General features: G+C 69.9%; 24 protein-coding genes. 10 read left to right on the forward strand and 14 right to left on the reverse strand.

The window, feature by feature from the left end:
- Positions 1 to 139 precede the first annotated feature (139 nt).
- The 3 genes from EIZ44_RS35305 to EIZ44_RS35315 are packed head-to-tail and all read right to left on the reverse strand — an operon-like array spanning position 140 to position 3,134.
- Positions 140 to 1,426: an adenosylmethionine--8-amino-7-oxononanoate transaminase gene (locus EIZ44_RS35305; RefSeq protein ID WP_134733527.1), complete on the reverse strand. Its 1,287-nt coding sequence runs from the start codon at positions 1,424 to 1,426 to the stop codon at positions 140 to 142.
- A gap of 45 nt (positions 1,427 to 1,471) precedes the next feature.
- On the reverse strand, positions 1,472 to 2,701 hold the full coding sequence (locus EIZ44_RS35310; RefSeq protein ID WP_134733529.1) for a cytochrome P450 family protein: 1,230 nt from the start codon (positions 2,699 to 2,701) through the stop codon (positions 1,472 to 1,474).
- Positions 2,702 to 2,726: 25 nt separating this feature from the next.
- Positions 2,727 to 3,134 carry an SRPBCC domain-containing protein gene (locus tag EIZ44_RS35315; protein ID WP_078870303.1) on the reverse strand — a complete coding sequence of 136 codons (408 nt, stop codon included), beginning with the start codon at positions 3,132 to 3,134 and terminating at the stop codon, positions 2,727 to 2,729.
- Between the two features lie 53 nt (positions 3,135 to 3,187).
- On the opposite strand from EIZ44_RS35315, the gene EIZ44_RS35320 reads away from it, so the two are divergent.
- Complete coding sequence (locus tag EIZ44_RS35320; RefSeq protein ID WP_037810047.1) at positions 3,188 to 3,802, forward strand: nucleoside/nucleotide kinase family protein; 615 nt, start codon at positions 3,188 to 3,190, stop codon at positions 3,800 to 3,802.
- A 7-nt stretch (positions 3,803 to 3,809) separates the two neighbouring features.
- On the opposite strand, the gene EIZ44_RS35325 is transcribed toward EIZ44_RS35320, so the two are convergent.
- The 4 genes from EIZ44_RS35325 to EIZ44_RS35340 all read right to left on the reverse strand — a co-directional run bounded on the left by EIZ44_RS35325 (position 3,810) and on the right by EIZ44_RS35340 (position 9,595).
- Positions 3,810 to 4,967 carry a glycosyltransferase family 4 protein gene (locus tag EIZ44_RS35325; RefSeq protein ID WP_200864282.1) on the reverse strand — a complete coding sequence of 386 codons (1,158 nt, stop codon included), beginning with the start codon at positions 4,965 to 4,967 and terminating at the stop codon, positions 3,810 to 3,812.
- 536 nt (positions 4,968 to 5,503) lie between these two features.
- Positions 5,504 to 6,565, reverse strand: a complete 1,062-nt coding sequence (locus EIZ44_RS35330; RefSeq protein ID WP_134733531.1) for a C40 family peptidase — start codon at positions 6,563 to 6,565, stop codon at positions 5,504 to 5,506.
- 429 nt (positions 6,566 to 6,994) lie between these two features.
- Positions 6,995 to 7,216, reverse strand: a complete 222-nt coding sequence (locus EIZ44_RS35335) for a hypothetical protein (protein WP_037358162.1) — start codon at positions 7,214 to 7,216, stop codon at positions 6,995 to 6,997.
- 981 nt (positions 7,217 to 8,197) lie between these two features.
- Positions 8,198 to 9,595 carry an NYN domain-containing protein gene (locus EIZ44_RS35340; RefSeq protein WP_037809553.1) on the reverse strand — a complete coding sequence of 466 codons (1,398 nt, stop codon included), beginning with the start codon at positions 9,593 to 9,595 and terminating at the stop codon, positions 8,198 to 8,200.
- A 120-nt stretch (positions 9,596 to 9,715) separates the two neighbouring features.
- Here EIZ44_RS35340 and EIZ44_RS35345 point away from each other — a divergent pair, with 120 nt between their 5' ends.
- The 4 genes from EIZ44_RS35345 to EIZ44_RS35360 all read left to right on the forward strand — a co-directional run bounded on the left by EIZ44_RS35345 (position 9,716) and on the right by EIZ44_RS35360 (position 12,769).
- The gene (locus tag EIZ44_RS35345; RefSeq protein WP_134733533.1) at positions 9,716 to 11,434 is read left to right on the forward strand and encodes a DEDD exonuclease domain-containing protein; all 1,719 of its coding nucleotides are present in this window, start codon (positions 9,716 to 9,718) and stop codon (positions 11,432 to 11,434) included.
- An 82-nt stretch (positions 11,435 to 11,516) separates the two neighbouring features.
- Entirely contained in the window at positions 11,517 to 11,801 is a 285-nt protein-coding gene (locus EIZ44_RS35350; RefSeq protein WP_009074830.1) for an Lrp/AsnC family transcriptional regulator, read from the forward strand.
- A gap of 33 nt (positions 11,802 to 11,834) precedes the next feature.
- On the forward strand, positions 11,835 to 12,287 hold the full coding sequence (locus tag EIZ44_RS35355) for a GNAT family N-acetyltransferase (RefSeq protein ID WP_134733535.1): 453 nt from the start codon (positions 11,835 to 11,837) through the stop codon (positions 12,285 to 12,287).
- 29 nt (positions 12,288 to 12,316) lie between these two features.
- Positions 12,317 to 12,769: a GNAT family N-acetyltransferase gene (locus tag EIZ44_RS35360; RefSeq protein ID WP_037809548.1), complete on the forward strand. Its 453-nt coding sequence runs from the start codon at positions 12,317 to 12,319 to the stop codon at positions 12,767 to 12,769.
- Positions 12,770 to 12,827: 58 nt separating this feature from the next.
- Here EIZ44_RS35360 and qcrB read toward each other — a convergent pair whose 3' ends face one another.
- From qcrB to ctaE, 4 genes are read right to left on the reverse strand one after another with little or no spacing between them, the layout of a single operon-like run.
- The gene (qcrB, locus tag EIZ44_RS35365; protein ID WP_134733537.1) at positions 12,828 to 14,474 is read right to left on the reverse strand and encodes a cytochrome bc1 complex cytochrome b subunit; all 1,647 of its coding nucleotides are present in this window, start codon (positions 14,472 to 14,474) and stop codon (positions 12,828 to 12,830) included.
- Positions 14,471 to 15,622: a cytochrome bc1 complex Rieske iron-sulfur subunit gene (gene qcrA / locus EIZ44_RS35370; protein ID WP_037809545.1), complete on the reverse strand. Its 1,152-nt coding sequence runs from the start codon at positions 15,620 to 15,622 to the stop codon at positions 14,471 to 14,473. The genes qcrB and qcrA overlap by 4 nt, the downstream gene beginning before the upstream one ends.
- The gene (qcrC, locus tag EIZ44_RS35375; RefSeq protein ID WP_037809539.1) at positions 15,619 to 16,437 is read right to left on the reverse strand and encodes a cytochrome bc1 complex diheme cytochrome c subunit; all 819 of its coding nucleotides are present in this window, start codon (positions 16,435 to 16,437) and stop codon (positions 15,619 to 15,621) included. Before qcrC ends, qcrA begins: the two co-directional genes overlap by 4 nt.
- A 55-nt stretch (positions 16,438 to 16,492) precedes the next feature.
- On the reverse strand, positions 16,493 to 17,119 hold the full coding sequence (ctaE, locus tag EIZ44_RS35380) for an aa3-type cytochrome oxidase subunit III (RefSeq protein ID WP_009074819.1): 627 nt from the start codon (positions 17,117 to 17,119) through the stop codon (positions 16,493 to 16,495).
- Positions 17,120 to 17,226: 107 nt separating this feature from the next.
- On the opposite strand from ctaE, the gene EIZ44_RS35385 reads away from it, so the two are divergent.
- The 3 genes from EIZ44_RS35385 to trpD all read left to right on the forward strand — a co-directional run bounded on the left by EIZ44_RS35385 (position 17,227) and on the right by trpD (position 19,176).
- On the forward strand, positions 17,227 to 17,652 hold the full coding sequence (locus tag EIZ44_RS35385; protein ID WP_134733539.1) for a ribonuclease E inhibitor RraB: 426 nt from the start codon (positions 17,227 to 17,229) through the stop codon (positions 17,650 to 17,652).
- A 61-nt stretch (positions 17,653 to 17,713) separates the two neighbouring features.
- Positions 17,714 to 18,127: a hypothetical protein gene (locus EIZ44_RS35390; RefSeq protein ID WP_009074814.1), complete on the forward strand. Its 414-nt coding sequence runs from the start codon at positions 17,714 to 17,716 to the stop codon at positions 18,125 to 18,127.
- A 5-nt stretch (positions 18,128 to 18,132) separates the two neighbouring features.
- Positions 18,133 to 19,176: an anthranilate phosphoribosyltransferase gene (gene trpD, locus EIZ44_RS35395; RefSeq protein ID WP_205673406.1), complete on the forward strand. Its 1,044-nt coding sequence runs from the start codon at positions 18,133 to 18,135 to the stop codon at positions 19,174 to 19,176.
- Positions 19,177 to 19,335: 159 nt separating this feature from the next.
- Here trpD and EIZ44_RS35400 read toward each other — a convergent pair whose 3' ends face one another.
- Positions 19,336 to 20,295 carry a GlxA family transcriptional regulator gene (locus EIZ44_RS35400; RefSeq protein WP_134733541.1) on the reverse strand — a complete coding sequence of 320 codons (960 nt, stop codon included), beginning with the start codon at positions 20,293 to 20,295 and terminating at the stop codon, positions 19,336 to 19,338.
- An 83-nt stretch (positions 20,296 to 20,378) separates the two neighbouring features.
- On the opposite strand from EIZ44_RS35400, the gene EIZ44_RS35405 reads away from it, so the two are divergent.
- On the forward strand, positions 20,379 to 21,287 hold the full coding sequence (locus tag EIZ44_RS35405; RefSeq protein WP_134733543.1) for a DMT family transporter: 909 nt from the start codon (positions 20,379 to 20,381) through the stop codon (positions 21,285 to 21,287).
- 11 nt (positions 21,288 to 21,298) lie between these two features.
- Here the strand turns inward: EIZ44_RS35405 and EIZ44_RS35410 are convergent, their stop codons facing one another.
- A complete protein-coding gene (locus EIZ44_RS35410; RefSeq protein WP_037809532.1) occupies positions 21,299 to 21,721 on the reverse strand; it encodes a cytochrome c oxidase subunit 4 in 423 nt (140 codons plus the stop codon).
- Between the two features lie 32 nt (positions 21,722 to 21,753).
- Entirely contained in the window at positions 21,754 to 22,701 is a 948-nt protein-coding gene (gene ctaC / locus EIZ44_RS35415) for an aa3-type cytochrome oxidase subunit II (protein WP_051728682.1), read from the reverse strand.
- Positions 22,702 to 22,913: 212 nt separating this feature from the next.
- Here ctaC and asnB point away from each other — a divergent pair, with 212 nt between their 5' ends.
- Positions 22,914 to 24,848, forward strand: a complete 1,935-nt coding sequence (asnB, locus tag EIZ44_RS35420; RefSeq protein WP_134665713.1) for an asparagine synthase (glutamine-hydrolyzing) — start codon at positions 22,914 to 22,916, stop codon at positions 24,846 to 24,848.
- Positions 24,849 to 25,170 lie beyond the last annotated feature (322 nt).

Here is a 25,170-nt window from a genome sequence, read left to right on the forward strand (position 1 = left end):
ATCACCAGGAAACCGGGATCCCTGTGAAATGTCCGCTATGTACCACTCTATGGAGTGGATCTTTATCGAATTACCCACGATCGGGTTGCGCGACCCGGCAAGATCCACTACAGGCAGCCACGCCAAACCCGAAGTAACCTCAGGCCTTCGCCGCGGCGGCCCGCATCGCCGACGTGATCACCGCCAGGTCCGCGTCCGTGCTGAGGTACGGCGGCATCGCGTAGATCAGATCCCGGAACGGCCGCAGCCACGCCCCTTCGGCGGTCACCACTTCCGTCGCGACACCCATGTCCACCTCGTGGTCCAGCTGCAGCACGCCGATCGCGCCCAGCACCCGCACGTCCACGACGTGCGGCAGCTCCCGAGCCGGCTCGAGCCCTTGGCGCAGCGCGGTTTCGATCCGCTCGACGTCGGCCTGCCATCGGCCTTCGGCCAGCAAACCGAGCGACGCGTTGGCGACCGCGGAAGCCAGCGGATTCCCCATGAACGTCGGGCCGTGCGCGAGCACCGGAAGCTCGCCGCGCGTGATGCCGTCGGCGATTTCGGGCGTGCACAACGCGGCGGCCATCGTGAGGTAGCCGCCGGTGAGCGCCTTGCCGACGCACAGCACGTCGGGCGTCACGCCGGCGTGTTCGGCCGCGAAAAGCCTTCCAGTACGGCCGAATCCGGTCGCGATCTCGTCGAACACCAGCAATACGTCGTGTTCCCGAGTCAGCTCGCGCAGCGCGCGCAGATAACCGGGATGGTGAAACCGCATGCCGCCCGCGCCCTGCACCACCGGTTCCACGATCACCGCGGCCAATTCGTCCGCGTGCTGCTCGAGAGCCTTCGCCAGTTCGTCCACATAGGACTCATCGACCGGCGTGTCGAACCCGGACGGCGGCGCGGGCACGAAAACCTGTTCCGGCAGTACTCCGCGCCACAGCGAATGCATGCCGCCGTCGGGATCGCAGACGCTCATCGGCGTGAACGTGTCGCCGTGGTAGCCGCCGCGCCAGGTCAGCAGCCGGTGTTTGCCGGGCAGCCCGCGGGAACGCTGGTACTGCAGGCACATTTTCACCGCGACCTCGACCGAAACCGAGCCCGAATCGCACAGGAACACGTGCTCGAGCCCGTCCGGGGTCATCGCGACGAGCGTCTTCGCGAGCGTGATCGCCGGTTCGTGGGTGAGCCCGCCGAACATCACGTGGCTCATCCGCCCGGCCTGCTCGGCCAATGCCGCGTCGAGCACCGGGTTCCGGTAGCCGTGCACCGCCGCCCACCAGGACGACATGCCGTCGACCAGTTCCCGTCCGTCGGCGAGCTTCAGCCGCACCCCGCTCGCCTCTTCCACGAGCAGGGGCGGCACGCGGCCCGGCATCGGCGCGTAGGGATGCCACACGTGGGCGGCGTCGAGGGCGAGGAGGTCGGCAGCACTGGGTTCCACCCGCCGACCCTAACCGGGCGGCGGGCGGCTCCGCAGTGACAGCCGCTACGCCCCGTTCAGCCGCACCGGCAGCGACAGCACGCCGTGCACCAGCGAACTCGGCCGGTAGACGATGTTCTCGGCGGGCACGGCCAGGCTCAACTCCGGGAACCGCGCCAGCAGCGAGCCCAGCGCGATCTGCGCCTCCAGCCGGGCCAGCGGCGCGCCGACGCAGTAGTGGATGCCGTGCCCGAACGCGAGGTGCCCGCCGGGCGCGCGCGTGACGTCGAGCGTGTCCGGGTCGGGGAACTTCTCCGGGTCGCGGTTGGCCGACAGCAGCGAGATCTGCACGAACTCGTCGCGCGGGACGGTGACGCCGCCCGCCTCGATCTCGTCGACCGTGTAGCGCAGGGTCGCGAAGTTGATCGGCCCGTCGTACCGGAGGAACTCCTCGACCGCACCCGGCAGCAAGCTCGGGTCGGCGCGCAGTTTCTCCGCTTGGTCCGGCGCGCGCAGCAACGCGAACGTGGCGTTGGCGATCAGGTTGACCGTGGTCTCGTGCCCGGCGACCAGCAGCAGGAACGCCATCGAGATCAGTTCGTCCTCGTCGAGCGAATCGCCTTCGTCGCTGGCGTGCACGAGGTCCGACAACAGGTCTTCGGCCGGTTCGGCGCGCTTGCTCTCGACCAGTTGCTGCAGGTAGTCGTGCATGTCGCGCGCCGCCGCGGCCTGTGCCTCGTGGTCCTCGGAGAACGACAGCAGCAGGTGCGACCAGGCGGTGAACTGGCCGCGGTCCTCGACGCGCACGCCGAGCAATTCGCAGATGACGGTGATCGGCAGCGGCTCGGCGAACGCCTGCACCAGGTCGACCTGCTCGTGCCGGGCCATCTCGTCCAGCAGCGTGTCGGCGATCTCCTGGATCCGCGGCCGCAGCCGCGCGACGGTGCGCGCGGTGAACGCCTTGTTCACCAGCTTGCGCAGCCGGGTGTGGACCGGCGGATCGCTGTTGAGCATGTGCCGGGTGAGCAGGTTGCCGAACTCCGGCACCTCGACGTCCTGGCCGATCTTCGCCGCGTACACCCGGTGCACGTCGGCGCTGTCCTTGCTGATCCGGGGATCGTTGAGCAGCTCGCGCGCCTGCTCGTATCCGCCGACCAGATACGACGGGATTCCGCGGCGGGCGGTGATCGGGCAAACCGCGCCGGATTCGCGCCGCTGGGCGAGCCATTCGTGCGGGCGCTGCCAGAATTCCGCGTCCGCGTAAGGGATTTCCTCGGTGTGTTCGTCGACGCTCACTGCTGGAACCCCCTGGGCAGTTCGGTCAGCGTTCGGCCAATGCCGCCTCGACGCGCTCGACCACTTGTTTCCAATATGCCCGCTGCTCGGCCTTTTCCGCCACGTCCGCGAGCTGTTCCTGGCGGATCTTCAGCGTGCTGCGCTTGCCGAGATCCGCGACCTCGAGCTCCAGCAAGGAATCGTGGTCCCAGTCCGTCGGACGCCACGTGAGCCGCAGCCGGTCATCGGAATAGCTGCGGATTTCGCCGGTCGTGCCGTGTTCGGTCTCGTAGCCCGCCCCGCGTTCGCGAGGCAGGTCGACGCCAGGGCCGAGCCAGATCTCCACCCCGTCCCCCACCAGGAACTCCCACACCCGGCTGCCCGGGTACGGCATCGTGCGGGAAACGGCTGTCTCCCAACCACTCCGCCCGGTCTTGCCCTCCTCGTTGGCCATGCCGCCATCATGGCATCGGGGACCGACTGAAACCGGTGCGGGATCATGCGATCGTGCGCTACCGCCCCATCTCCCCCGATGCCCTCGCCGCCGAGCTGACCGAGCGCGTCGACGCGCTCACCCACCGCAGGCGAATCGCCGTCGCCGTCGACGGAGCGGCCGGAACCGGCCCGCTCGCGGAGGCGTTGACCGACCCGCTGAAGCTGCTCGGCCGGGCCGCGCTGCACGTGCCCGCCCGCGGTTTTTTGCGACCAGCGTCACTCCGTTTCGAGCACGGGAAACAGAATCCGGACGCACGGTATACCGATTGGCTCGATTTAGGCGGTCTGCGCCGGGAAGTCCTGGACCCGCTCGCCGACGACGGAAGCGGCGAGGTCCTGCCCGCGCTGTGGGACGCCGAACGCGACCGGGCGACCAGATTGCCGCGCGTCCCGGTCCCGGACCGAGGCGTCGTCCTGGTCGACGGAGAGTTCTTGCTGGGCGCGGGATTGGCGTTCGATTTCGTGGTGCATTTGTGGCTTTCGCCGGGTGCGCTGCGCCGCCGCGTGTCCGACGAATGGGCGCTGCCCGCCTACGAACGCTACGAAAACGAAGTCGACCCGAGCGCCCTCGCGGACGTCGTGGTCCGCATGGACGACCCGCGCCATCCGGCTATTTACGAACCCTGAGCCCGGGTCAGCGCACCGCCGCCACCGGATCGCCGTCCAGGAGCGTCGAGAGGCGCTGCGCCATCGTGTCCCAGCGCCAGCTCTCGGCGACCCACGAACGGCCCGCCTCGCCCATCCTGCGGGCGCGGACCGGGTCGGACAGGAGGGCCGCGAGGGTCTCCGCGAGCTGGCCCGGGTCGCGGCCGTCGACCACGTGCCCGGTCACCTCGTCCAGCACCGCCTCCGGCGCCCCGCCGGACGTGCCCGCGACCACCGGCAGCCCGGTCGCGGACGCCTCCAGGTAGACGATGCCGAGCCCTTCCACGTCGAGCCCCTTGCCGCGCGTGCGGGCGGGCATCGCGAAGACGTCGCCCGCGTTGTAATGCGCGGGCAGTTCCTCCCACGGCACCGAGCCGGTGAAGACCACGTCGTCGGCCACCCCCAGCGCGGCAGCCAGCTGGTTGAGCCGCTTGCGATACGGCCCGCCCCCGACGAGCAGCAAGGCCGCGCCAGGCACGCGCTCACGGATCGCGGGCAGCGCGGAGATCAGCATGTCCTGGCCCTTGCGCGGAACCAGCCGCGAAACGCACACGACGGTCGGCCGATCGCCAAGCCCGTGCCGAGCCCGGATTTCCTCGCGACCAGCCGGGTCCGGCGCGAAAACCGTGGTGTCGACACCGCTCGGCAGCATCTCGAGCCCAGCATGCCGCCCGAACGCGGCAGCGAACCGGTTGCGCGTGTACTTGCTGACGTACGTGACGACGTCCACCGTCTCGCCGATGCGCCGCAGCGCTTGCCGGGAGCCAGGAAGCATCGACCAGCCGACCTCATGCCCGTGCGTGGACGCGACGATCCGGCGCGCACCGGCCTGCCGCAGCGGATGCCCGAGCAGTGCGAGCGGAGCGGCCGCACCGAACCAGACGGCCTCACAGTCGCGGGCGCGCATGATCTGCTTCGCACGCCGCAGGACATCGGGCGTGGGCAGCATCAACGACGTCGGATGGCGCACGACTTCGAACGGAGCGGCCGCGTCGAACTCGACGTGCGAGCCGCTGCTGCGCTCCCACGAGGGCGCGTAAACGACGAGGTCGTCCGCGGGCAGCCGGGTGGCCAGCGAATTGAGGTAATTCTGGATACCCCCGGGGCGCGGCGGGAAGTCGTTCGTCACGAGCAGGGTCCTCAGCACCCCCGCAGGCTACCGACGAGCGATTCCGCGGGCCCGCCGTGGTGAAGCGGGAACGTGCGGCCGCCTGCCCTGCTCGGTCTGGATCTTGGCCGCTTTCTCCGGTTGGCGGGCGCAGTCTCGGCGACGAAACCGACGCGCGGCTCAGCTTGACCCGCCACTCGCCCGCACACCGGCCCATCGCCGAGTGGCCGGCACGCAGTTCCAACGCACGACCGACGCACGGCTCGCATCGACCCGCCGCACGCCCACGCATCGGCCCATCGCCCGGTGGTCGGTGCACAGTCCCCCGTACGAACCCGACGCGGCTCGGAGTCGCCACACGACCGCGCACCGGCCCCTCACCGTGTGATCGGCGCGCAGTCCCACACACGAAACCGACGCACGGCTCGCATCGACCCGCCACTCGCCCGCGCGCCGGCCCATCACCGGGTAGTCGGCGCAGAGTCCCACGCACGACCGCTGAACCGTCCCCACAAAAAACACCGGGGCGGCGCCGCGCAATGCGGCACCGCCCCGGTGGGAGCGAGAGCGTCCGGTCAGGCGACCCGGCGGGCGCCCACGTACTGGCTCTGCAGCGGCGAGATCTTGACGACGTCGCCGGTGGTCGGCGCGTGCACCATCATCCCGTTGCCGATGTACATGCCCACGTGCGAGACCGGCGAGTAGTAGAACACCAGGTCGCCGGGCTGCAGCTGGCTGCGCGGGACCGGCGTGCCGGTCTGGCTCTGCTGCTGGCTCGAGCGCGGCAGCGAGATGCCGGCCTGCCGGTAGGCCCACTGCATGAGGCCCGAGCAGTCGTACGAGCTCGGCCCGGTGGCACCCCACTCGTAGGGCTTGCCTCGCTGGCTCAGCGCGGCCTGGACGGCAGCCGCCGCGGCCGGGCCCGCGTTCGCGAGGTCCACCGAGATGTCGCCGCCGGTGTCCTTCTGCGCGTTGCGGTCGGCCGCGCTCAGCGCCGACGAGGTCTTCTTCAGCTCGGCGACCTGGTCGTCGAGCGACTTCTTCTTGGCCGTGATGTCCTCGGTCAGCTTCGCCGCCGCGTCGCGCGCCGCGGTGGCCCGCTGTGCGGCGTCGGCGGCCAGCTTCTCGGCGGACTTGGCCTGGTCGACCGCGCCCTGGAGCTTCTCCAGCGCGACGGCCTTCTGCGAGGCGATCTGGTCCAGCGCCGACGAACGGTCGAGGAACTCCTGCGTCGACGTGCCCGCCAGCAGCGCGGACAGCTTGTTCATCTGCACGCCGGACAGGAACGACGCGTTCGCGAACTTGTCGACGTCGACCTTGTACTTCTTCTCGTTCTCGGCGGCCTGCGCGGAGAGGTTGTGGGCGTTGCCCACGTCCGCGTTGGCCTTGTCGAGGTCGCCCTGGCGGGCAGTGAGGTCGTCCTTGGCTTTCAGGAGGTCCTCGTTCGCCTTCTCCGCCTGCGCCGCGAGGTCGCGGTACTTGGCGAGAGCGTCCGAACCGGAGTCCGGCGGGGCCTGGAGGACGGGGAGGGGGGAAGCGGCTGCGGTGCCCGCTGGCTGCGCCACGGCGACGACTGCGATCACCGAGGCGGCCGCGAGGGCGCCTGACACCACGCGCTTGACTGGATGCGACTGCACGGCCGCGCGGGTCTCCTTTGCTCGTCGGGCCGCCGTGGCCGGAACCCCGGCGCGGAAGAGGTCGGGGGCCCTCTTCGCGCACGCTGCCCGTCCGCGTTCCGGCCGTCGTGTGCCACAACAGCTTTTCCCGCGCACGGTGATTGGTTCCGGTCCTGACTCCCCGACAAAGCCGAACCGGCGGCGATCCCGCGTCGCCGTCGTCCGACAGCTGACTGGCGCGAGATCTCGGCCAGGTTACGAAAAGACCGTCGGCGCGTCCACCGGGCCCCCCGTAAAAACTCTCCGTAGTCCGGCGAAACACCATCGGACCAGCACAGCAGCTACACGTGACTTAAGTCACACGCTCTGGCAGCACAAACGACCCCTTCGACTACTTACCGTTCACCGCACCGAGGCGACCGCTCGGCGAGCCAGTGTCACCCACTGGTGTCACGCCGACCTACTGTCGGTCTCCGGAACCAGGCGCAGCCGCGGCACCATCCCCGCCTCGGCGAGCGCGTCGACAGCCCGCCGCTCGTCCGCGTCCCAGACGAGGCCGACCGGCGGCCCGAGCAGCACGCTGACCACGCAATCGGCACACGCCGCCCCGCGCACCGCACACCGGTCGCAGTCGACGACGAACGTGTCGATGTCCTCGACCGCGACGTCCACCGCACCGGCCGGACGCCGCTCTTCCTGGCGGGAGGCAACGGGTTTCGCCCGCTTCGCGCTTCGTGCCGCGCCCGGGTGCTGTCGCGCTGAGCGCCGGTGGCTGACAGGTTCCGCGCACTCGCTCTCGCCGGACGAAGCCTCGGAAGCAGCGCTTCCACCGGAACCAGACGAAACGCCGCTTTCCCGGCGCGCCTCCAGATCCCGGTCCCGCGCTTGGCCCGTGGCCGGACTCACCCCAGTGGCAAGACTCACCGCCGGACCCTCCCCGCCCGGGTGACCACCTCGATCCGGCGGGCGGGACCGTTCAGCCGCCTCGCCATGCCGATGGTGTGGCGGCCGGGAGTGGTCAGCCTCCCCGCCACCCCCGTGACCCGGCGGCCGGGACCGCTCGACAGCCTCACCCTCCCGATCGTCCGGCGGCCGAGAGCGGTCAGTGTCACCGCCAACCCCGTGACCCGGCAGCCGGGACCGCTCAGCAGCCACGACAGCCCCACGACCAAGCGGCCGGGACCGTTCCACCGCCCCGTCAGCCTGATAGTCCGGCGGCCGAGAGCCCTCAGCCCCATCATCCGGCGGCCGCGACCGCTCAGCAGCTACGCCAGCCCCACGACCAAGCGGCCGGGACCGTTCAACCGCCCCGTCAGCCTGATGGTCCGGCGGCCGAGAGCTCTCAGCCCCATCATCCGGCGGCCGCGACCGCTCAGCAGCCCCATGATCCAACGGCCGAGAGCGCTCAAGAGCCCCGCCACCAACCCCGGCGTTCCGATCCCCCGGCCCCGCCGCGAACCGAACTCCCCCGCTAACCCCAGCCGACTCCGCCGCACGCATGCCGGAACCGACTCCGAACCGCTCCTGCTTGTTCTCGCCCATTGCCGGGCCTCCGTTCGTCCGCGAGGCCCCGGACCGGTTCCGGGAATCGCCTCGGGAACAAACGGTAGGAAGCACCACCGACAATTTCCGGAGCCGCGAGGGCGGCCAGGATCAGACACGACCCAATCGGCTGACGAGAACCGCCGACGCCACCGGGTGCGCGCCGCCCGCGCGGACCGAGTCCGCGACCGCCCGGTCGGATGTCGCGACGACCATCGGACGGCCCTTCGGCTCGGCCGCGACCAGCGACCGGATCACGTCGTCGGCAAGCACGCCACGCTCGGAAAACAGCACCCGCACCCCGCGCGGCACCGCGGCGGGCACCGACAGCACGCCGGCCCCGTCGAACACCACCGTGACCTCCGCCGACGTGCGCGCCGCCAGTGCCGAGAGCTGATGCACCAGCCGGTCTCGCTGATCGGCCAGCGCCAGTTCCGGGTAACCCGTTTTGGTGACGTTGTAGCCGTCCACGATGAGATGGACGTTCGGCAACGCCAGATGCCGGTCGAGCGCCGTGACGTCCTGGATCCGCCCGCCCGGGCCGAGTCCGGACCGCGCGCCGCTCACCATGTCGGCAGGGCGCGCGCCGCGGTCGCCCAAAGCCAGTTCGCGGCGCAGGCCGTGCACCGCGCCGTCGATCGTGTCCACCAGCAATGCCAGCCGGACCTCGTCGGCCTCCCTGGCTTCGCGCGCCGACTGGCGGGCCATCTCCGCGTCCGCGACCGCCCGTTCGGCGCGAGTGCGTTCCGCGGCGACCCGGCGACGTTCCCGGTCGAGTTGCACGTTCAGCATCTCGATCTCGCGTTCCCGCGTCGCGCCCCCGTCGGCCAGTTCGGCGCGCGCCGCCTCGGCCGCGTCCTTGGCCTGCCGCAGCAGCACGCCCTGCTCGCGCAGCCGGCGCAGCAGCTTCTCGACCTCGGCCTCGCGTTCGCCGCGCGCGCTCTCGACCGCTCCGCGCGCCTCTTCCAGTTCGGCGCGCAGCTCAGCGATTTCGACTTCCAACCGCTGGTTCCGGGCCAGCGCCGCGTCCCGCTCAGCGCGCAGCGCGGTTTCCTCGGCGTTCTTCGCCACCAGCCGCACGCGTCCGGCCGCGCCGGATTCGCCGAGCAGCACCGCGGCGGCAGCGGCCGAGACGGAGTCCGAAACGTTCGGGTCCAGCGCGTCGGTCCGGTGCTCGCGCAGCCATTCCAGGACCGCGGTCCGGAACTGCGCCGAATCCCCTAACGCCGTGAGCAGCGCGGTGCCGCCAAGCTTCGCGCGCTTGGCGGGGGCGAATTTCGCGACCGGCCGCAGCTGCCGCGGCACGTCCGCGACCGGCAGTTTCGCGACCGCGGCCGCGGCCAGTTCGGCGATCCGCTCGCGCACCGCCTCCGGCAGGCTCGTCCACGTCGCCGGTTCCGGACACGTCCCCGGTTCGGCGGCCTCGGCGTCCTCTCCCGCCCGCGCCGGAACCGCCGAGGGGCCGACGGCCTCCGCGGCTTCTTCCGGTTCGACGGGCTGAGGGTGCATTGGTCCAGGGTAGGCCCCGCCGCCGGATCCCGCGCCGCACCGGCCCGTTCCGCTGGTCACCATCGGGCCACGGGCGGCGCGCGCGAAGATTGTCGGTGGTCGGCCCTACTGTGCGCGATCATGGAGACCCGACCGAGGCCGGACCAGGCTCAGCTGGCGTTCGACGAGCTCGGCACCCCGCTGCGGGACACCACGTTCGTCGTGTTCGACCTCGAGACCACCGGCACCAAGCCGGGGCCGGACGGGATCACCGAGATCGGCGCGGTCAAGGTCCGCGCCGGCCAGGTGCTGGGCGAGTTCGCGACGCTGGTCAACCCGGGCACGCCGATCCCGCCGCAGATCGTCGAGCTGACCGGGATCACGCAGGCGATGGTCTACGACGCGCCGCGGATCGAACGCGTGCTGCCCGCGTTCCTGGAGTTCATCGCGGGCACCGTGCTGGTCGCGCACAACTCCGGCTTCGACACCAGCTTCATGAAGGCCGCCTGCGAAGGACACGGCTACGTCTGGCCGCGTCCCACCGTCGTCTGCACGGTGAAGCTGGCGCGCCGCGTCATCCCGAGAGAAGAAGCGCGCAGCTACCGGTTGTCGTCGCTGTCCATGCTGCTCGGCGCGCGCACCCGGCCGACGCACCGCGCACTCGACGACGCCCGCGCCACCACCGACGTCCTGCACGCGTTGCTGGAGCGCGTCGGCAACCTCGGCGTGCACACCGTCGAGGAGCTGATCGACTACCTCCCGGGCGTCACGCCAGCCCAGCGGCGCAAGCGAAACCTCGCCGCCGACCTCCCGTCGCGGCCCGGCGTGTACCTCTTCAAGGGTCCGCGCGACGAAGTCCTGTACGTAGGCACCGCGCGCGACCTGAGACGGCGCGTGCGCACGTATTTCACCGGTTCCGAGAGCCGGGGCCGGATCCGGGAAATGGTCGCGCTGGCGGAGCGGGTGGACGCCATCGAGTGCGCGCATTCCCTCGAAGCCGAGATCCGCGAACTGCGCCTGATCGCCGCGCACCGGCCCGCCTACAACCGGCGTTCGAAAAACCCGCACCACGGCTGGTGGATCAGCCTCACCGACGAGGCTTTCCCGCGGCTTTCCGTGGTCCGTCTGCCGCGCGCGGGCACGCTCGGGCCGTTCCGCAGCCAAGCCGACGCGCGCACGGCCGCCGAGACTCTCGCCGACGCTTCCGGATTGCGCACTTGCACCCAACGCATCTCCGCCACCGCCGCGTCCGGCACCCCGTGTGTCCTGGCGGAACTCGGCCGTTGCGGAGCCCCGTGCGCGGGCAGGCAGACCGTCGCCGACTACTCCCCCGCTGTCGAGGCTGCTCGCGGGCTCATCGCCGGTCACGACGGGCGTCCGCTGCACCTGGCGGCGGCGCGGCTGGAGGAGATGGCCGAGCGAAGGCATTACGAACAGGCCGCGCGCCACCGCGACGAACTGGCCGGGCTCGTCCGCGCCGTCGGCCGCGCACACCGGCAGGCCGCGCTCGCGTCGGTCGCGGAACTCATCGCGGCGGCCCCGGACGGCAACGGCGGCTGGGAACTGTCCGTCATCCGCCACGGCAGGCTCGCCTCCGCGGGAGTCGCCCGCCGTGGGGTGCCGCCGATGCCGGTGGTCGAATCCCTCGTCGCCGCTGGGGAAACCGTGCTGCCCGGCGACGGTCCGCTGCGTGGGGCTCCCGGCGAGGAGGTCGGAATCCTGCTGCGCTGGCTCGCCCGGCCGGGGACCCGGCTCGTCCGCACCACCCGGCCGTGGGCCGAGCCCGCCGCCGTCGCCGGATGGCAATCCTGGCTCGCCCGGGTCGCCGACGCCCGGTCGCTCGAACACGTCGCGGGCTGAGAAGCCCCGCCGCACCATGCGCGGGCGTGTTCCCGGCTACGATCGCGCACGTCGGTTACCGCCAGGAAGTGGGAGGAACGCTGTGATCACGGCGATCGTGCTGATCAACGTAGAGGCCGAGGAAATCCCGCAGGCCGCGCAGGCGATCGCGGACCTCGACCAGGTGTCCGAGGTCTACTCGTGCGCCGGGGACGTCGACCTCATCGCCACCGTGCGCGTGCAGGCCCACGAAGACCTCGCCGACCTGATCCCCGGCCGCATCGGCAAGGTCCGCGGCGTCCTCGACACCGTCACCCACATCGCGTTCCGGTCCTACTCCCGCGCCGACACCGACTCCGCGTTCGAGATCGGCGTCGAAGGAGCCTGAGAATTGTCGTACCCCCGGGCTAACGTCCGGGGCATGACGACACTGCGGCTGGCCGAGGTCACCAGCGACAACGTGGGCGCGGCCTGCGATCTGTCGGTGGCGCCGCACCAGGAGCGCTACGTGGCCCCGGTCGCCCGTTCGCTGGCCGAGGCCTACCCCCAGCCGGGCGTCGCGTGGCCGAGGCTGGTCTACGCCGGCGACGATCTCGTCGGCTTCGTCATGGCCGCCTTCGATCCGGGCTGTCCGATCGACTACTTCCGCTGCGGCATCTGGCGGCTGAACATCTCGGCCGAGCACCAGAAAAAGGGCTACGGGAAGTTCGCCGTCGAAGCGGTACTGGCCGAAGCTCGCCGCCGCGGGCAGGAATCGGCGACAGTGCTTTGGGTGCCCGGCGAGCACAGTCCGGAGCCGTTTTATCTGCGGCTGGGATTCCAGCCCACCGGCCAGCAGCACGAGGGCGAGGTCGTGGCCCGCATCCAGCTCTGAACCCCGGCGGCAGCGCTACCGTAATTCGCATGACGACCCCGAGACTGGTCGAAGTCACGGTCGACAATGTGGAAGACGCCTGCGATCTCAAAGTGGCGAAGCATCAACGCGACTACGTCGCCCCGGTCGCCTGCTCGCTCGCCGAAGCCTATGTCCAGCACGAAATCGCCTGGCCGAGGCTGATCTACGCCGGGAAGAAACTCGTCGGCTTCGTCATGGCCGCGTTCGACCCGGACAACCCGACCGACTACTACCGCCACTACCTGTGGCGGCTGAACATCGCCGCCAAACACCAGAAAAAGGGCTACGGACGGTTCGCCGTCGAGGCGGTGCTGGCCGAAGCGCGCCGTCGCGACGCCGAATTCGTCACGGTCAGCTGGATGCCGGGCAAGCACAGCCCCGGCCCCTTCTACCAACAGCTGGGCTTCCGGCCGACCGGCGAAATGGACGACGACGAGATCGTCGCCCGCATCCAGCTCTGAAACACGAGAAGGCCCCTCCCTCGCGATGAGGAAGGGGCCTTCCGGCGTTCTGCGGGACTCAGTGCCCGGAACCGACCTCGGTCGACTCCTCGGTGCCCTCGAGCTTCCCGTGCCCGTTCCCGCGAGCGCGCTCGAGCGCCTTCGACTCCTCCGCCGGGTCCGGCGTCCAGATCGAACCCGGGACAGCGGTGCCCGCGGTGCCGAGCTTGTTCATCTTCTTCGGCACCGCCGCGCCCTGGTACTCGAGCGGGATGGCGTGGCCGTGGCTGTCCGTGCCGGCCAGCGGCTGGTGGATCTCGATGAACTCGCCGTGCGGGAGCCGCTTGATGATGCCGGTCTCGACACCGTGCTCCAGCACTTCCCGGTCGGACCGCTGCAGGCCGAGGCAGATCCGGTAGGTGACGTAGTACGCGATCGGCGGCACGATCAGCACGCCGATGCGCCCGGCCCACGTCGTCGCGTTCAGCGAGATGTCGAACTGGTCGGCGATGATGTCGTTGAAGCCGGACAGTTCGAGCATCGCGAAGAACCCGAGCGCCATCATGCCCAGCGAGGTGCGGACCGGTGCGTCGCGCGGCCGCTGGAGCAGGTTGTGGTGCGCGTTGTCCTTCGTCAGCTTCCGTTCCAGGAACGGATACGTCAGCAGGATCGCGAACAGCACCGGCATCCCGATACCGCCGGCGAAGAACACCGCCGGGACCGTGTAGTTGCCCAGGTAGAGCTCCCACGCGGGCCAGATCCGGAGGATGCCGTCCGCCCAGGCCATGTAGAAGTCCGGCTGGGATCCCGCGGACACCATCGACGGGTTGTACGGCCCGAAGTTCCACACCGGGTTGATCTGGAACAGGCCGGACATCAGCGCCAGCACGCCCACGACCAGGGTGAAGAACGCGCCGCCCTTGAGGGCGAAGTACGGCATGATCCGCACGCCGACGACGTTGGTCTCCTTGCGCCGCACGCCCGGGAACTGCGTGTGCTTCTGGTACCAGACCAGCGCGAGGTGCGCGCCGATCAGGGCCAGCATGATGCCCGGGATCAGCAGGATGTGCAGCGTGTAGAGCCGCGGGATGATCTGGTCGCCGGGGAACTCCCCGCCGAACAGCGCCCAGTGGATCCAGGTGCCGATCACCGGCACCGACAGCACGATGCCGGACAGGGTCGCGCGGATACCGGTGCCGGACAGCAGGTCGTCCGGGAGCGAGTAGCCGAAGAAGCCCTCGAACATGCCCAGGATCAGCAGCAGGCCGCCGATGACCCAGTTCGCTTCACGGGGCTTGCGGAACGCGCCGGTGAAGAAGATCCGGAGCATGTGCACCATCATCGACGCGACGAAGATCAGCGCCGCCCAGTGGTGCAGCTGCCGCACGAACAGGCCGCCGCGCACGTCGAACGAGATGTCCAGCGTGGTGCGGAACGCCTGGGACATTTGCATGCCCTGCATGTTCGTGAAGCTGCCGTGATACGTGACCTCCTGCATGGAGGGGTCGAAGAACAGCGTCAGGTACACCCCGGACAGCAGGATGACGATGAAGCTGTACAGCGCGATCTCGCCCAGCAGGAAGGACCAGTGGGTCGGGAACACCTTGTTCATCTGGTGCCGCAGGCCCTTGGCCAGCTTGTACCGCTGGTCCGCGTTGTCCGCGGCCTCGCCCAGGTGCTTCTGGAGTGCGCTCGTGCCCTTGGTCGGCGTGGTGAGTGAACTCATGACTTACGCTCCCAGAAGGCCGGTCCGATGGCCTCGATGAAATCGCCCTTCGCGATCAAGTATCCCTCTTCGTCAACCGTGATCGGAAGCTGGGCGAGCGGACGGGTCGCCGGGCCGAAGATCGGCTTCGCGTAGTGCAGGGCGTCGAACTGCGACTGGTGGCACGGGCAGAGGATGCGGTTCGTGCGCTGTTCGTACAAGGAGGTCGGGCAGCCGACGTGGCTGCAGATCTTCGTGTACGCGTAGTAGTCGCCGAAGTTGAAGTCCTCCTGGCCCTTGCGCTTGACCACGCGCGCGGCGTCGGTCGGGCGCAGCCGGATGAGCATGACCGGGTTGTCGACCCGCATCAGCGCCTCGGACAGCTTCTTCTCGTCGCCCTTTTCCGACTCGCGGTAGGGGAAGACCGTCTCCATCGCGCCCGCGTCCAGGTCCTCGGCCTTGACCAGCGCGACGCCTTCCTTGACGTCGGCTTCGAGGTTGCCGGTGTTGCGGCGCAGGTAGACCTTCTCGCCAGGGAAGTTCGGCAGCCAGCCGGTGTGCCAGAGGCCGTCCCGGTTGTCGGAGTCCGTCCACGGGCTCTTGATGAAGGACGCGATCGGCAGCGCCGCCACCGCGAGGCCGAGCGCGCCCGCACCCGCGCCCGCGGTGCGCTTGATCAGCGACCGGCGGGCGATGCCGTTGCGGGTCCCGGCGTCGGCGAGGTGGGCCAGGATGGTGGCCCGGTCGACCTCCGCGGACGGGCCGTCGCTGCGCTGCTGCACCGAGACCTCGTGCGGGACGAACTTCTTGGTGTAGAGGATCACGCCGATGCCGAGCGCCAGCACCGCGAGACCGAGCGTGACGCCGAGCGCCGGGGTGTAGAGGCTGTAGGTCGAGTGCCCGCTGGGGTCGCTCGGGTCCTTGTACTCCCACCACTTCGGCCAGGCCATCACGACCACGAACGCCAGGCCGGCGAGCGCCGACAGGGCGAACCAGAACGCGACGAGGCGCTGCGCGCGACGCTCCGCGCGGGTGCCCTCGACCGGCCACGGCTCCGGGTACTCGACGATTTCGACGCCGTCCAGCTGACCGCCGAGCTTGAGCAGCTCGTCGCGGTCCATCTCAGCCAGCTCCGCCTCCGAGGGCGGCTTGGGCCCTTCGGCACTCATGCCTTCGATCCAATCCACAGCGTAATGCCGACGAGCGCGGCGATTCCGACGACGAAGGCGATGACGCCTTCGGAGGCGGGGCCGACCCCGCCGAGACCGTTGCCGCCCGGGTCGTTGTTGCCGTCGGACACCGACTTGACGTAGGCGATGATGTCCTTCTTCTCCTCGGCGCTGAGCTGGCGGTCGGAGAACTTCGGCATGTTCTGCGGCCCGGTGAGCATCGCGTCGTAGATCTGCTCCTCGGTGGCCGGGTCGAGCGGCGGCGCGTACTTGCCCGCCGACAGCGCGCCCCCGCGGCCGGTGAAGTTGTGGCACGAGGCGCAGTTGAGCCGAAACAGCTCGCCGCCGCGCGCCGGGTCGTTGCCGCGCAGCGCCTCGCCGCGCTCCTCCGGACGCTGCGCGCCGCCGCCGTGCGCCTGCACGTAGGCACCGACCGCGTCGATCTCGCTCGGGGTCAGCTTCGGCGGCTTGCGGGCGATCTGCGCCTCCTGGCGCGCCGCGGGCATCCGGCCGGAGGAAGTCTGGAAGTAGACGGCCGCGTCGCCGATGCCGATGAGGCTCGGACCGCGGTCCTTGACGCCCTCGAGGTTCGCGCCGTGGCACTCGATGCAGGTGTTGTTGTAGACCTGCTCGCCCTGGCGCAGCAGCGCCGGGTCGCCCTGCGCCTGCGCGGTCTGCGGTTCCGGGGCGAACACGGCGTACAGGGCGCCGGCCCCCACCAGGGCGACGCCGAGTGCGAGCACGCCCGCGAGGCGCCTGCGCATCTTCGAGCGCGCGCGGAACCGGCGCTCCGAGGATTTGGTGCTGGTGGTCATCTTGCGGCAACCCTTGCTGTCAGTTCAGGCCGTTTTGTGGTGGGCGGTGCGGAGATCAGGGAAGGATGTAGATCACCGCGAAGAGGCCTACCCACACGATGTCGACGAAGTGCCAGTAGTACGACACGACGATCGCCGAGGTGGCCTGCGCCGGAGTGAACTTGCTGAGCTTCGTGCGGACCAGCAGGAACACGAAGGCGATGAGCCCGCCGATCACGTGCAGGCCGTGGAAACCGGTCGCGAGGTAGAACACCGTGCCGAACGGGCCGGACGGGATCGTGAGCCCTTCCTCGACCAGGTTGTGGTACTCGTTCGCCTGCCCGAACACGAAGATCGCGCCCATGATCAGCGTCACGATGTACCAGCGCCGCAGGCCGTAGACGTCGCCCCGCTCCGCGGCGAACACGCCGAACTGGCAGGTCAGCGACGACAGCACGAGGATCACCGTGAACGGGATCGCGTACGCGACGTTGAGGTGGAACTCCTCGCCGTGCAACGGCGGCGGCCAGGACGCCCCGGCCGGGTTCTGCGCCTTGACGGTGAAGAACATGGCGAACAGTCCGGCGAAGAACATCAGTTCGCTGGACAGCCACACGACGGTGCCGACACTGACCATGTTCGGCCGGTTCAGCGAGTGGACCCGCTGGCTGATGGTGGGAGCTGCCGTTGTCACGGATCGCATTATGTCCTCTCGCGACCGCACCCCGCCCGCCGGGTCTGCGGCGGGTCGTGGGAGCTTCGCGTCACACCCGCGCGCGAGACGCGGACCAGCGACGGAAGGAGCTACTCGTGAGTTGGCTGGAGAAGCTCCGTGACCTGGTGAGAAAGCCGGAGAAAGCGGTTCTCGACCCGGACGCGCCCGGTCTGCGGACGGTCGTTTCGGCGTTCGATCCGGCCGTCGCGGATTCCGCGGTGCTCGCCGATTCACCCGGCTGGGCAAGCGAAGCGCCCGCAGTGCTCGTCCATCACCTCGTCCTCCCGGCGGACCGGATCGACGAGGCGGCGGCGATTCTCGCGCAGGACGGCTACGACCTGCGCGAACAAAGCCGCGACGGCGACCGGGTGCTCGCGCACGCCCGGCGGGTGCAGGTCCTGGACGCCCTGCACTGCGCCCAGGAACGGTCCCGGATGGCCGGTCTGGCGCAGCGGCTCGGCGGCGACGCCCCGGGCTGGGAGGCGCGGCAACCGGGTGACTCGCCCACCGCGTCCGCGTGAGATGCGTCTCGGCCGATACGATCGCGGCTGTTCCACCCGTGACGAGACGGAGGCGTGCTCAATGAGCGAGCAGTCCCAGCGGATCCTGGTGTTCAGCCACAAGGCCGAGGTCCGCGAGGCGATCATGAACGCCGTCGGCAGGCGCCCGGCGGCCGACCTCGGCCGCGTCGAGTGGGTCGAGGCGGCCGGCATCGCCGACGTGCTCGCCGAGATGGACGCGGGCTCGGTCGACCTCGCGATCCTCGACGGCGAGGCGCAGCCGACCGGCGGCATCGGCCTGACCCGCCAGCTCAAGCACGAGATCGACGACTGCCCGCCGATCGTGGTGGCCGTCCGCCGCCGGGACGACCGATGGCTCGCCACCTGGGCGCTGGCCGACGCCGTGCTGGTGCACCCCCTCGACCCGCTGACCGCGGCGGAAACCGTCGCCGGCGTGCTGCGCGCCGGGCGGGTCCCCGCCGTCAACGGCGGCTGAGCCCGGTGGGCGCCACCCCGCACACCTGGCCCGCGCTGCTGACCCGGCTCATCGCCGGCGAGGACCTGTCCGCGGAGGACACGGCGTGGGCGATGGACCAGATCATGTCCGGCAGCGCCGGGCAGGCGCAGATCGGCGGCTTCGCGGTCGCGCTGCGCGCCAAGGGCGAAACGCCCGCGGAGATCGCCGGCATGGCCGACGCGATGCTGGCGCACGCCCGGCGGATCACGCTGAGCCGTCCCGCGGTGGACATCGTCGGCACCGGCGGCGACCGGTCGAACTCGGTGAACATCTCCACGATGGCGACGATCGTCACGGCGGCGGCGGGCGCGCCGGTGGCCAAGCACGGCAACCGGAGCGCGTCGTCGAAGTCCGGCGCGGCCGACGTGCTGGAAACCCTCGGCGTGAAGATCGACCTGCCGCCGGAAGCGGTGCTCGCGTCGCTCGAGGAGATCGGCATCGGGTTCTGCTTCGCCCCGGCGTTCCACCCGGCGTTCCGGCACACCGGCCCGCCGCGGCGCGAGCTGGGCGTGCCGACCACGTTCAACCTGCTCGGCCCGCTCACCAACCCGGCACAGCCGGAAAGCGCGCTGATCGGCTGCGCGTACGCGGACAAAACCCGTGCCCTGGCGGAGATTTTCGCCCAGCGCGGGATGTCGGTGCTGGTGGCCCGCGGCGACGACGGGCTGGACGAGATCACCACCACCACGACGACCTCGGTGCTGGTGGTCTCCGGCGGCACGGTGACGGAACGCACCTTCGACCCGCAGTCGCTCGGCATCCCGCGCGCCACGGCGGAGGACCTGCGCGGCGGCGACGCCGCGGCGAACGCGGAGGTAGTCCGGGAACTGGTCAGCGGCAAGACCGGCCCGGTGCGCGACGCGGTGGTGCTGAACGCCGCCGCCGCGCTGGCCGCCTTCGCGGGCTTCTCCGATTCGCTCGAGGACGACTTGGCGGCCGGACTGGACCGAGCACGCCAGGCCATCGACAACGGCGCGGCAGCGGCGCTGCTGGACCGGTGGATCGCGTTCTCCTCGGCTGAGCGCTGACCGTTCGCATCGGCTGAACGCCGCATCGGGCGCTTTTCCGCGTCCGGTGCGGCGTTTGTCGTTTTCAGCGAGTCGTTGGGTGCGAGGGCCCCAATGCGGCGTTCGGTGCGTCACATGAGCCCAATGCCACAGCAGGATCGCGACGAGCCGGACCAATGCTCACGAACGGAAGGCGGTCCGGTAAGCGCTCGGCGTAGTAGCGCGCAACCGCGAAAACTGGTGCCGCAACGCCGCCGCCGACGCGTATCCGCAGGCCACCGCGATGTCCTCCACCGAAAGCGAGCCCTCCTCCAGCAGCGCCTGCGCCCGGTCGAGGCGGCGTTCGGTCAGCCAGCGGTGCGGCGTCGTCCCGGTCGCGGCCGAGAACCGGCGCAGGAACGTCCGCTCGCCCAATCCGCTGCGGCGAGCCAATTCCGCGACCGTGAACGGCTGATCCAACCGTCGTTCCACCCATTCGAGCGCTTCGGCGACCACCGCGTCGTCCGGGGCGGCCGTCGCGGGCACCGGCGCCTGCACGAACTGCGCCTGCCCGCCCGCGCGGTGCGGAGCGGCCACCATTCGCCGGGCCAGCGCCGTCGCCGCCGTGACTCCGCGCAGGCGGCGCACCAGGTGCAGGCAGAGGTCCACCGCGGCAACGGTCCCGGCGCTGGTGAACACGCCGTCGTCGTCCGCGTAGAGGGCTTGCGGGTCCACTTCCGCGGCGGGGAACAGGCGGCGGAATTCCGGTTCGTAGATCCAGTGCACGGTGCAGCGACGGCCGTCCAGGAGGCCCGCGTAGCCGAGTGAAAAAACTCCCGCGCAGAACCCGGCCACCCACGCGCCGCGTTCCCGGGCGGCGCGCAAGGCGTCCAGCAGCGGCTCCGGCGGCGGCGCGGTCCGCGGCGCTTGCGTGGGCACAATCACCAAATCCGCCGACGCCGCGAAGTCGAGGTCGCGCAGTCCAGCCAGGCCGAATCCAGACCAGCTGGCCACGTCCGCGCCGCCCGGCGAGCACACGCCGAAGTCCCAGCCGGGCATGCCGTCCGCACTGCGGTCGGTGCCGAACACCTCGCACGCGACCCCCAGCTCGAACGGCGAAACCCGGTCCGCGAGCAGCACGGCGACCCGTTGCACGTCCATGCGGCCCAGCATGTCACAAGTTTCGCGGTCATTGTCATCTCTGACACTGGTTGAGCGTCGCCGCGGAGACGAATCTGGGTCGCATGAAGAACCCCGAATCCCGCCCGGTCCTGCAGTGGTCCGCGGCGATGGCGTTGTCCGGCACGATCGGCGCGGTCGTGCTCGAAAGCGGCGCCGCCGCACCGGCGGTCGCGTTCGCCCGCTGCCTCGTCGGCGGCGTCCTGCTGGTCGTGTGGTCCCTCGCCAGGGGCTGGTTCCGCGACTGGCGGCCGACCCGCCGCGACCTGCTGCTCGCGATCGCCGGCGGGCTGCTGCTGGTCGGCAACTGGGTGCTGCTGTTCGCGTCCTACTCGCTGTCGTCCATCGGCGTCAGCACGGTCGTCTACCACACCCAGCCGCTGATCCTGGTCGGAATGGCGGCGGTGTTCCTCGGCGAGAAGGTCGGCCGTTCGCACCTCGCGCGGGCGGGCATCGCGTTCGCCGGAGTTGTGGTGATTTCCCTTTCCGCACAAGGAGATGACGGACAACCCGTGCGATTCGCCGGAATCGCGCTCGCGCTCGGCGCGGCCCTGCTCTACGCCGGTGCGTCCTTCATCGCGAAGCAGCTCAAGCACATCCGGCCGCATCTGCTCGCGGCGGTGCAGCTGACGGTCGGCGTGATCGTGCTCGCCCCCGCGCTGATGTTCACGCCGCTGCCGAGTTCGGCTCCGGGACTGCTGTGGCTGCTGCTCCTGGGCACTGTCCACACCGCGGTGATGTACGTGCTGATGTACGCCAGCATCGGCAAGCTGCCGACCACGACGGTCGCGCTGCTGTCTTACCTGTACCCGGTGGTCGCGGTCGTGGTGGACATGCTGGCGTTCGGGCACCGGCTCACCTGGCCGGAGGGCCTGGGCATGCTGGCGGTGCTCGCCGCGGCGCTCGCTCCGCAGCGCGTGAAGCCGGATACGCGAAACGCCCGGCCGGGGATTCCCAGCCGGGCGTCGCGGTGAAGCGGAAGAACTCAGTCGTGCTCGGGACCGGTGTGGTACTCGAACACCAGCCCGCCCACGGCGATGAGCAGCGCCACGATCGCCATCACGAGCAGCCAGATGTGGAAGAACGCGAGGGCGAGGCCGGCCAGCCCGGCCGCCGCGGCCAGCGCGACCGGCCAGTAGCTGCCCGGGCTGAAGAAGCCCAGCTCGCCGGCGCCGTCGCTGATCTCGGCGTCCTCGCGGTCCTCCGGGCGCTCTTCGATCCGGCGGGACACGAACTGCATGTAGCTGCCGGCGAGGAACGCGAGGCCGCCGGTCAGGAACAGCGCGACGATGCCGACCGGCTCAGCCTTCTGGTCGGTGGTGAAGAGCGCGGTCATGACCCAGTAGACGGCGGTCATGAGGACGGCAAACCCCGCCACCATGTAGAAAATCCGGGCTTCGACCTTCATGGGATTGGTCCCCTGCTCCTTCTGGTTCGCCGTCAGTTGGACGCGGTGCGCGCGGTGCGGTCGGTGTTGAACGGCTTCGTGGTCACCGCGTACGGGCTGCACAGCTCGCCGCAGTTCATCGAAGCCAGTGCCTCAGACGCGGTGTTCGGCTTGCCGGTCTTCGGGTTCGTCTCGGTGCGCAGCTTGAGGTACTGGTCGAACTTGTCCGGGGACAAGGCGCGCACCTCGAAGTTCATCACCGAATGGTACGTCCCGCACAGCTCGGCGCAGCGGCCGACGAACGAGCCTTCGCGGTCGATCGAGTTCTGGAACGAGCTGTCCTGGTTGTTCTTCTCCGGGTCCGGCATCACGTCGCGCTTGAAGTTGAACTCCGGGACCCAGAACGAGTGGATGACGTCCGTCGAACGGAGCCGGTACTCGATGGTCTTGTTCGTCGGCAGCACGAGCAGCGGGATCTCGCCGGAGGAGCCGACGGTGCTCACCTGGGTGCCGTCGGCGCGCTTGGCGGCGTCGCCCTCGTACTTGAACTCCCAGTTCCACTGGAAGGCGATCACGTCGACCACGACGTCCGGGTTCGGCTTCTTGTCGAGGACCTTGCTCTCGGTCGTCGCCGTGAAGAAGAACAGCACGCAGACCATGATCGTCGGCAGGACGACCGTGAAGATCTCCAGCGGGATGTTGTACTGGAACTGCCGCGGGAGGTCCTCGGGGCCTTCGGCGGCCGCGCCCTTCTTCTTGCGGTGGAAGATCGCGGTCCAGAAGATCAGGGCCCACACGATCGCGCCGACGACGAGCGCGGCGACGACCGTCCACGTCCAGAGGGTGCGCATCTGGTCGGCCTGCGGCGTGACGCCCTTGGGCCAGCCGAAGCGGAGGATCTCGTCTCCCGAGCAGCCCGTCGCGGTCAGCGCCACCAGCACGGCCAGCGCGGCGACACGCCCGACCCGCTTACCCACCGGGGTGCGCTCTGGTTTTCCCACTGCGCCCTGCCCTTTCACCCAACAGGCCCTCTCACACCGGGCCTTCTTCGACCGATCTTCGTGACAGGCGGAGCCTAGCCGAGTTGGCCGCTCCCGCTGACCAAGGGGTGACCAGTTGCGCCACGCGTCACCCGCTTTCCGGGCGAGTCGCCCCGCACCGGCATACTGGGCCCTTCCCCGGACCGGCCCGACCCTGAGGTGTGTGAGTACACGTGTGCGGCCTGCTTGGACTGATCTGCGCGACCGAAAACGACGCCGCGGCGGCCCGTGCGAGCGTCGGCGCGGCGATGCGCTGCCAGCGTCACCGCGGCCCCGACGAGCAGGACACCTGGGCCGATGCCGAGGTCGTGTACGGCTTCAACCGGCTCGCCTTCATCGACGTGGACCACGCGCACCAGCCGCTGGTGTGGGGCCCGCCGGAGGCTCCCGGCCGCTACACGCTGAACTTCAACGGCGAGATCTACAACTACCGCGAGCTGCGCGACGAGCTCGCCGAAAAATTCGGTGCGAAATTCGCCACTGAAGGCGACGGCGAGGCGATCGTCGCGGCATATCACTACCTCGGGGACAAAGCGGTCGAAAAGCTGCGCGGCATGTTCGCGTTCCTGATCTGGGATTCGGCGGAAAAGACCGTTTTCGGCGCGCGCGACCCGTTCGGGATCAAGCCGCTCTACTACAGCGAGGGCCCGAAGGGCACGGCGTTCTCCAGCGAGAAGAAGAGCCTGCTGGAGCTGTCTGACACGCTCGGCGTCGCGCAGGAGCTGGACCGCAAGGCCCTGCAGCACTACCTGGTGCTGCAGTACGTGCCGGAGCCGGAGTCGCTGCACACCGCGATCCGCCGCGTCGAGTCCGGCACCTCGTTCCGGCTCTCGCCGGGCGGGAAGCCCGAGTTCACCCGCTACTTCCACCCGAAGTTCGCCGCGAAGCCGGTGAACGGCCCCGCCGAGGCCGAGGCGCTGTACGAGCGCATCGCCGATGTGATGCGCGACTCGGTCGGCAAGCACATGATCTCGGACCCGGACGTGACGGTCGGCGCGTTCCTCTCCGGCGGCATCGACTCCACCGCGACCGCGACGCTCGCCAAGGAGCACAACCCGAACCTCATCGCGTTCACCACCGGCTTCGAGCGCGAGGGCTACTCCGAGGTGGACGTGGCCGCGGAATCGGCCGCCGCGATCGGCGTGAAGCACGTGGTCCGCACGGTGTCGGCGGACGAGATGATGGAAGCGCTGCCGCTCATCGTCTGGTACCTGGACGACCCGGTCGCGGACCCGGCGCTGGTCCCGCTGTGGTTCATCGCGCGCGAGGCCCGCAAGCACGTGAAGGCAGTGCTGTCCGGCGAAGGCGCGGACGAACTGTTCGGCGGCTACACGATCTACGGCGAGCCGATCTCGCTGGCCCCGTTCGAGAAAATCCCCGGCAGCGTGCGAAAACTGCTGGGCAAGGTGTCCACGAAGATCCCGGAGGGCACCCGAGGCAAGGACCTCCTGCGCCGCGGCGCGCTCCCCCTGGAAGACCGCTACTACGGCAACGCCCGCAACTTCCGCGACGAGCAGCTGCGCGCCGTGCTGCGGACGTACCAGGAAGGCGTCGGCTTCAAGGACGTCACCGCCCCCTGGTACGACGTGTCCCGAGGCTGGGACCCGGTGGCCCGCATGCAGCACGTGGACCTGTACACCTGGCTGCGCGGCGACATCCTGGTCAAGGCGGACAAGGTGACCATGGCGAACTCGCTGGAGCTGCGCGTGCCGTTCCTGGACGCCGAGGTGTTCAAGGTCGCCGCTTCGATCCCGCTCGACCAGAAACTCGCGCACGGCACCACCAAGTACGCACTGCGCCAGGCCCTCGCGAAGATCATCCCCGGCCACGTCCTGAACCGGAAGAAACTGGGCTTCCCGGTCCCCATCCGCCTGTGGCTGCGCAACGAGATGTACGACTGGGCGCGCGGCATCATCAACGACTCGAAGACCGACGAACTGCTGGACAAAACCGCAGTGCTGCGCCTGCTGGACGAACACAAGGAAGGCCAGCTGGACCGCAGCCGCCAGCTCTGGGCCCTGCTGGTCTTCATGCTGTGGCACGGCATCTTCGTGGAACACCGCATCAAGCCGGAAATCCCGGAACCGGCCTACCCAGTCAAGCTCTGACCGGACGTGAGGGGAACCCTCATTGACTCTGATTCCCTCAGGGTTCCCCTCACGGCCCTAAAACCGCACCGGCGCACCCAACGAGCGAGGCACCCAGCCCTCCCCCGCACCCCGATACGAAGCNGCCCTAAAACCGCACCGGCGCACCCAACGAGCGAGGCACCCAGCCCTCCCCCGCACCCCGATACGAAGCGCATCTGCGGTCGGCGGGTGCTTGTCAAGGCATCTTTCCCGCCTTGACAAGCACCCACCGACCGTCAGCACAATCAAGCTTCGGGGTGCCCCACGCAACCACCAAGCGATGTCGCCGCCAGGCGACGAG

It is taken from the genome of Amycolatopsis nivea (assembly GCF_004522235.1).
Lineage (GTDB): Bacteria > Actinomycetota > Actinomycetes > Mycobacteriales > Pseudonocardiaceae > Amycolatopsis > Amycolatopsis nivea.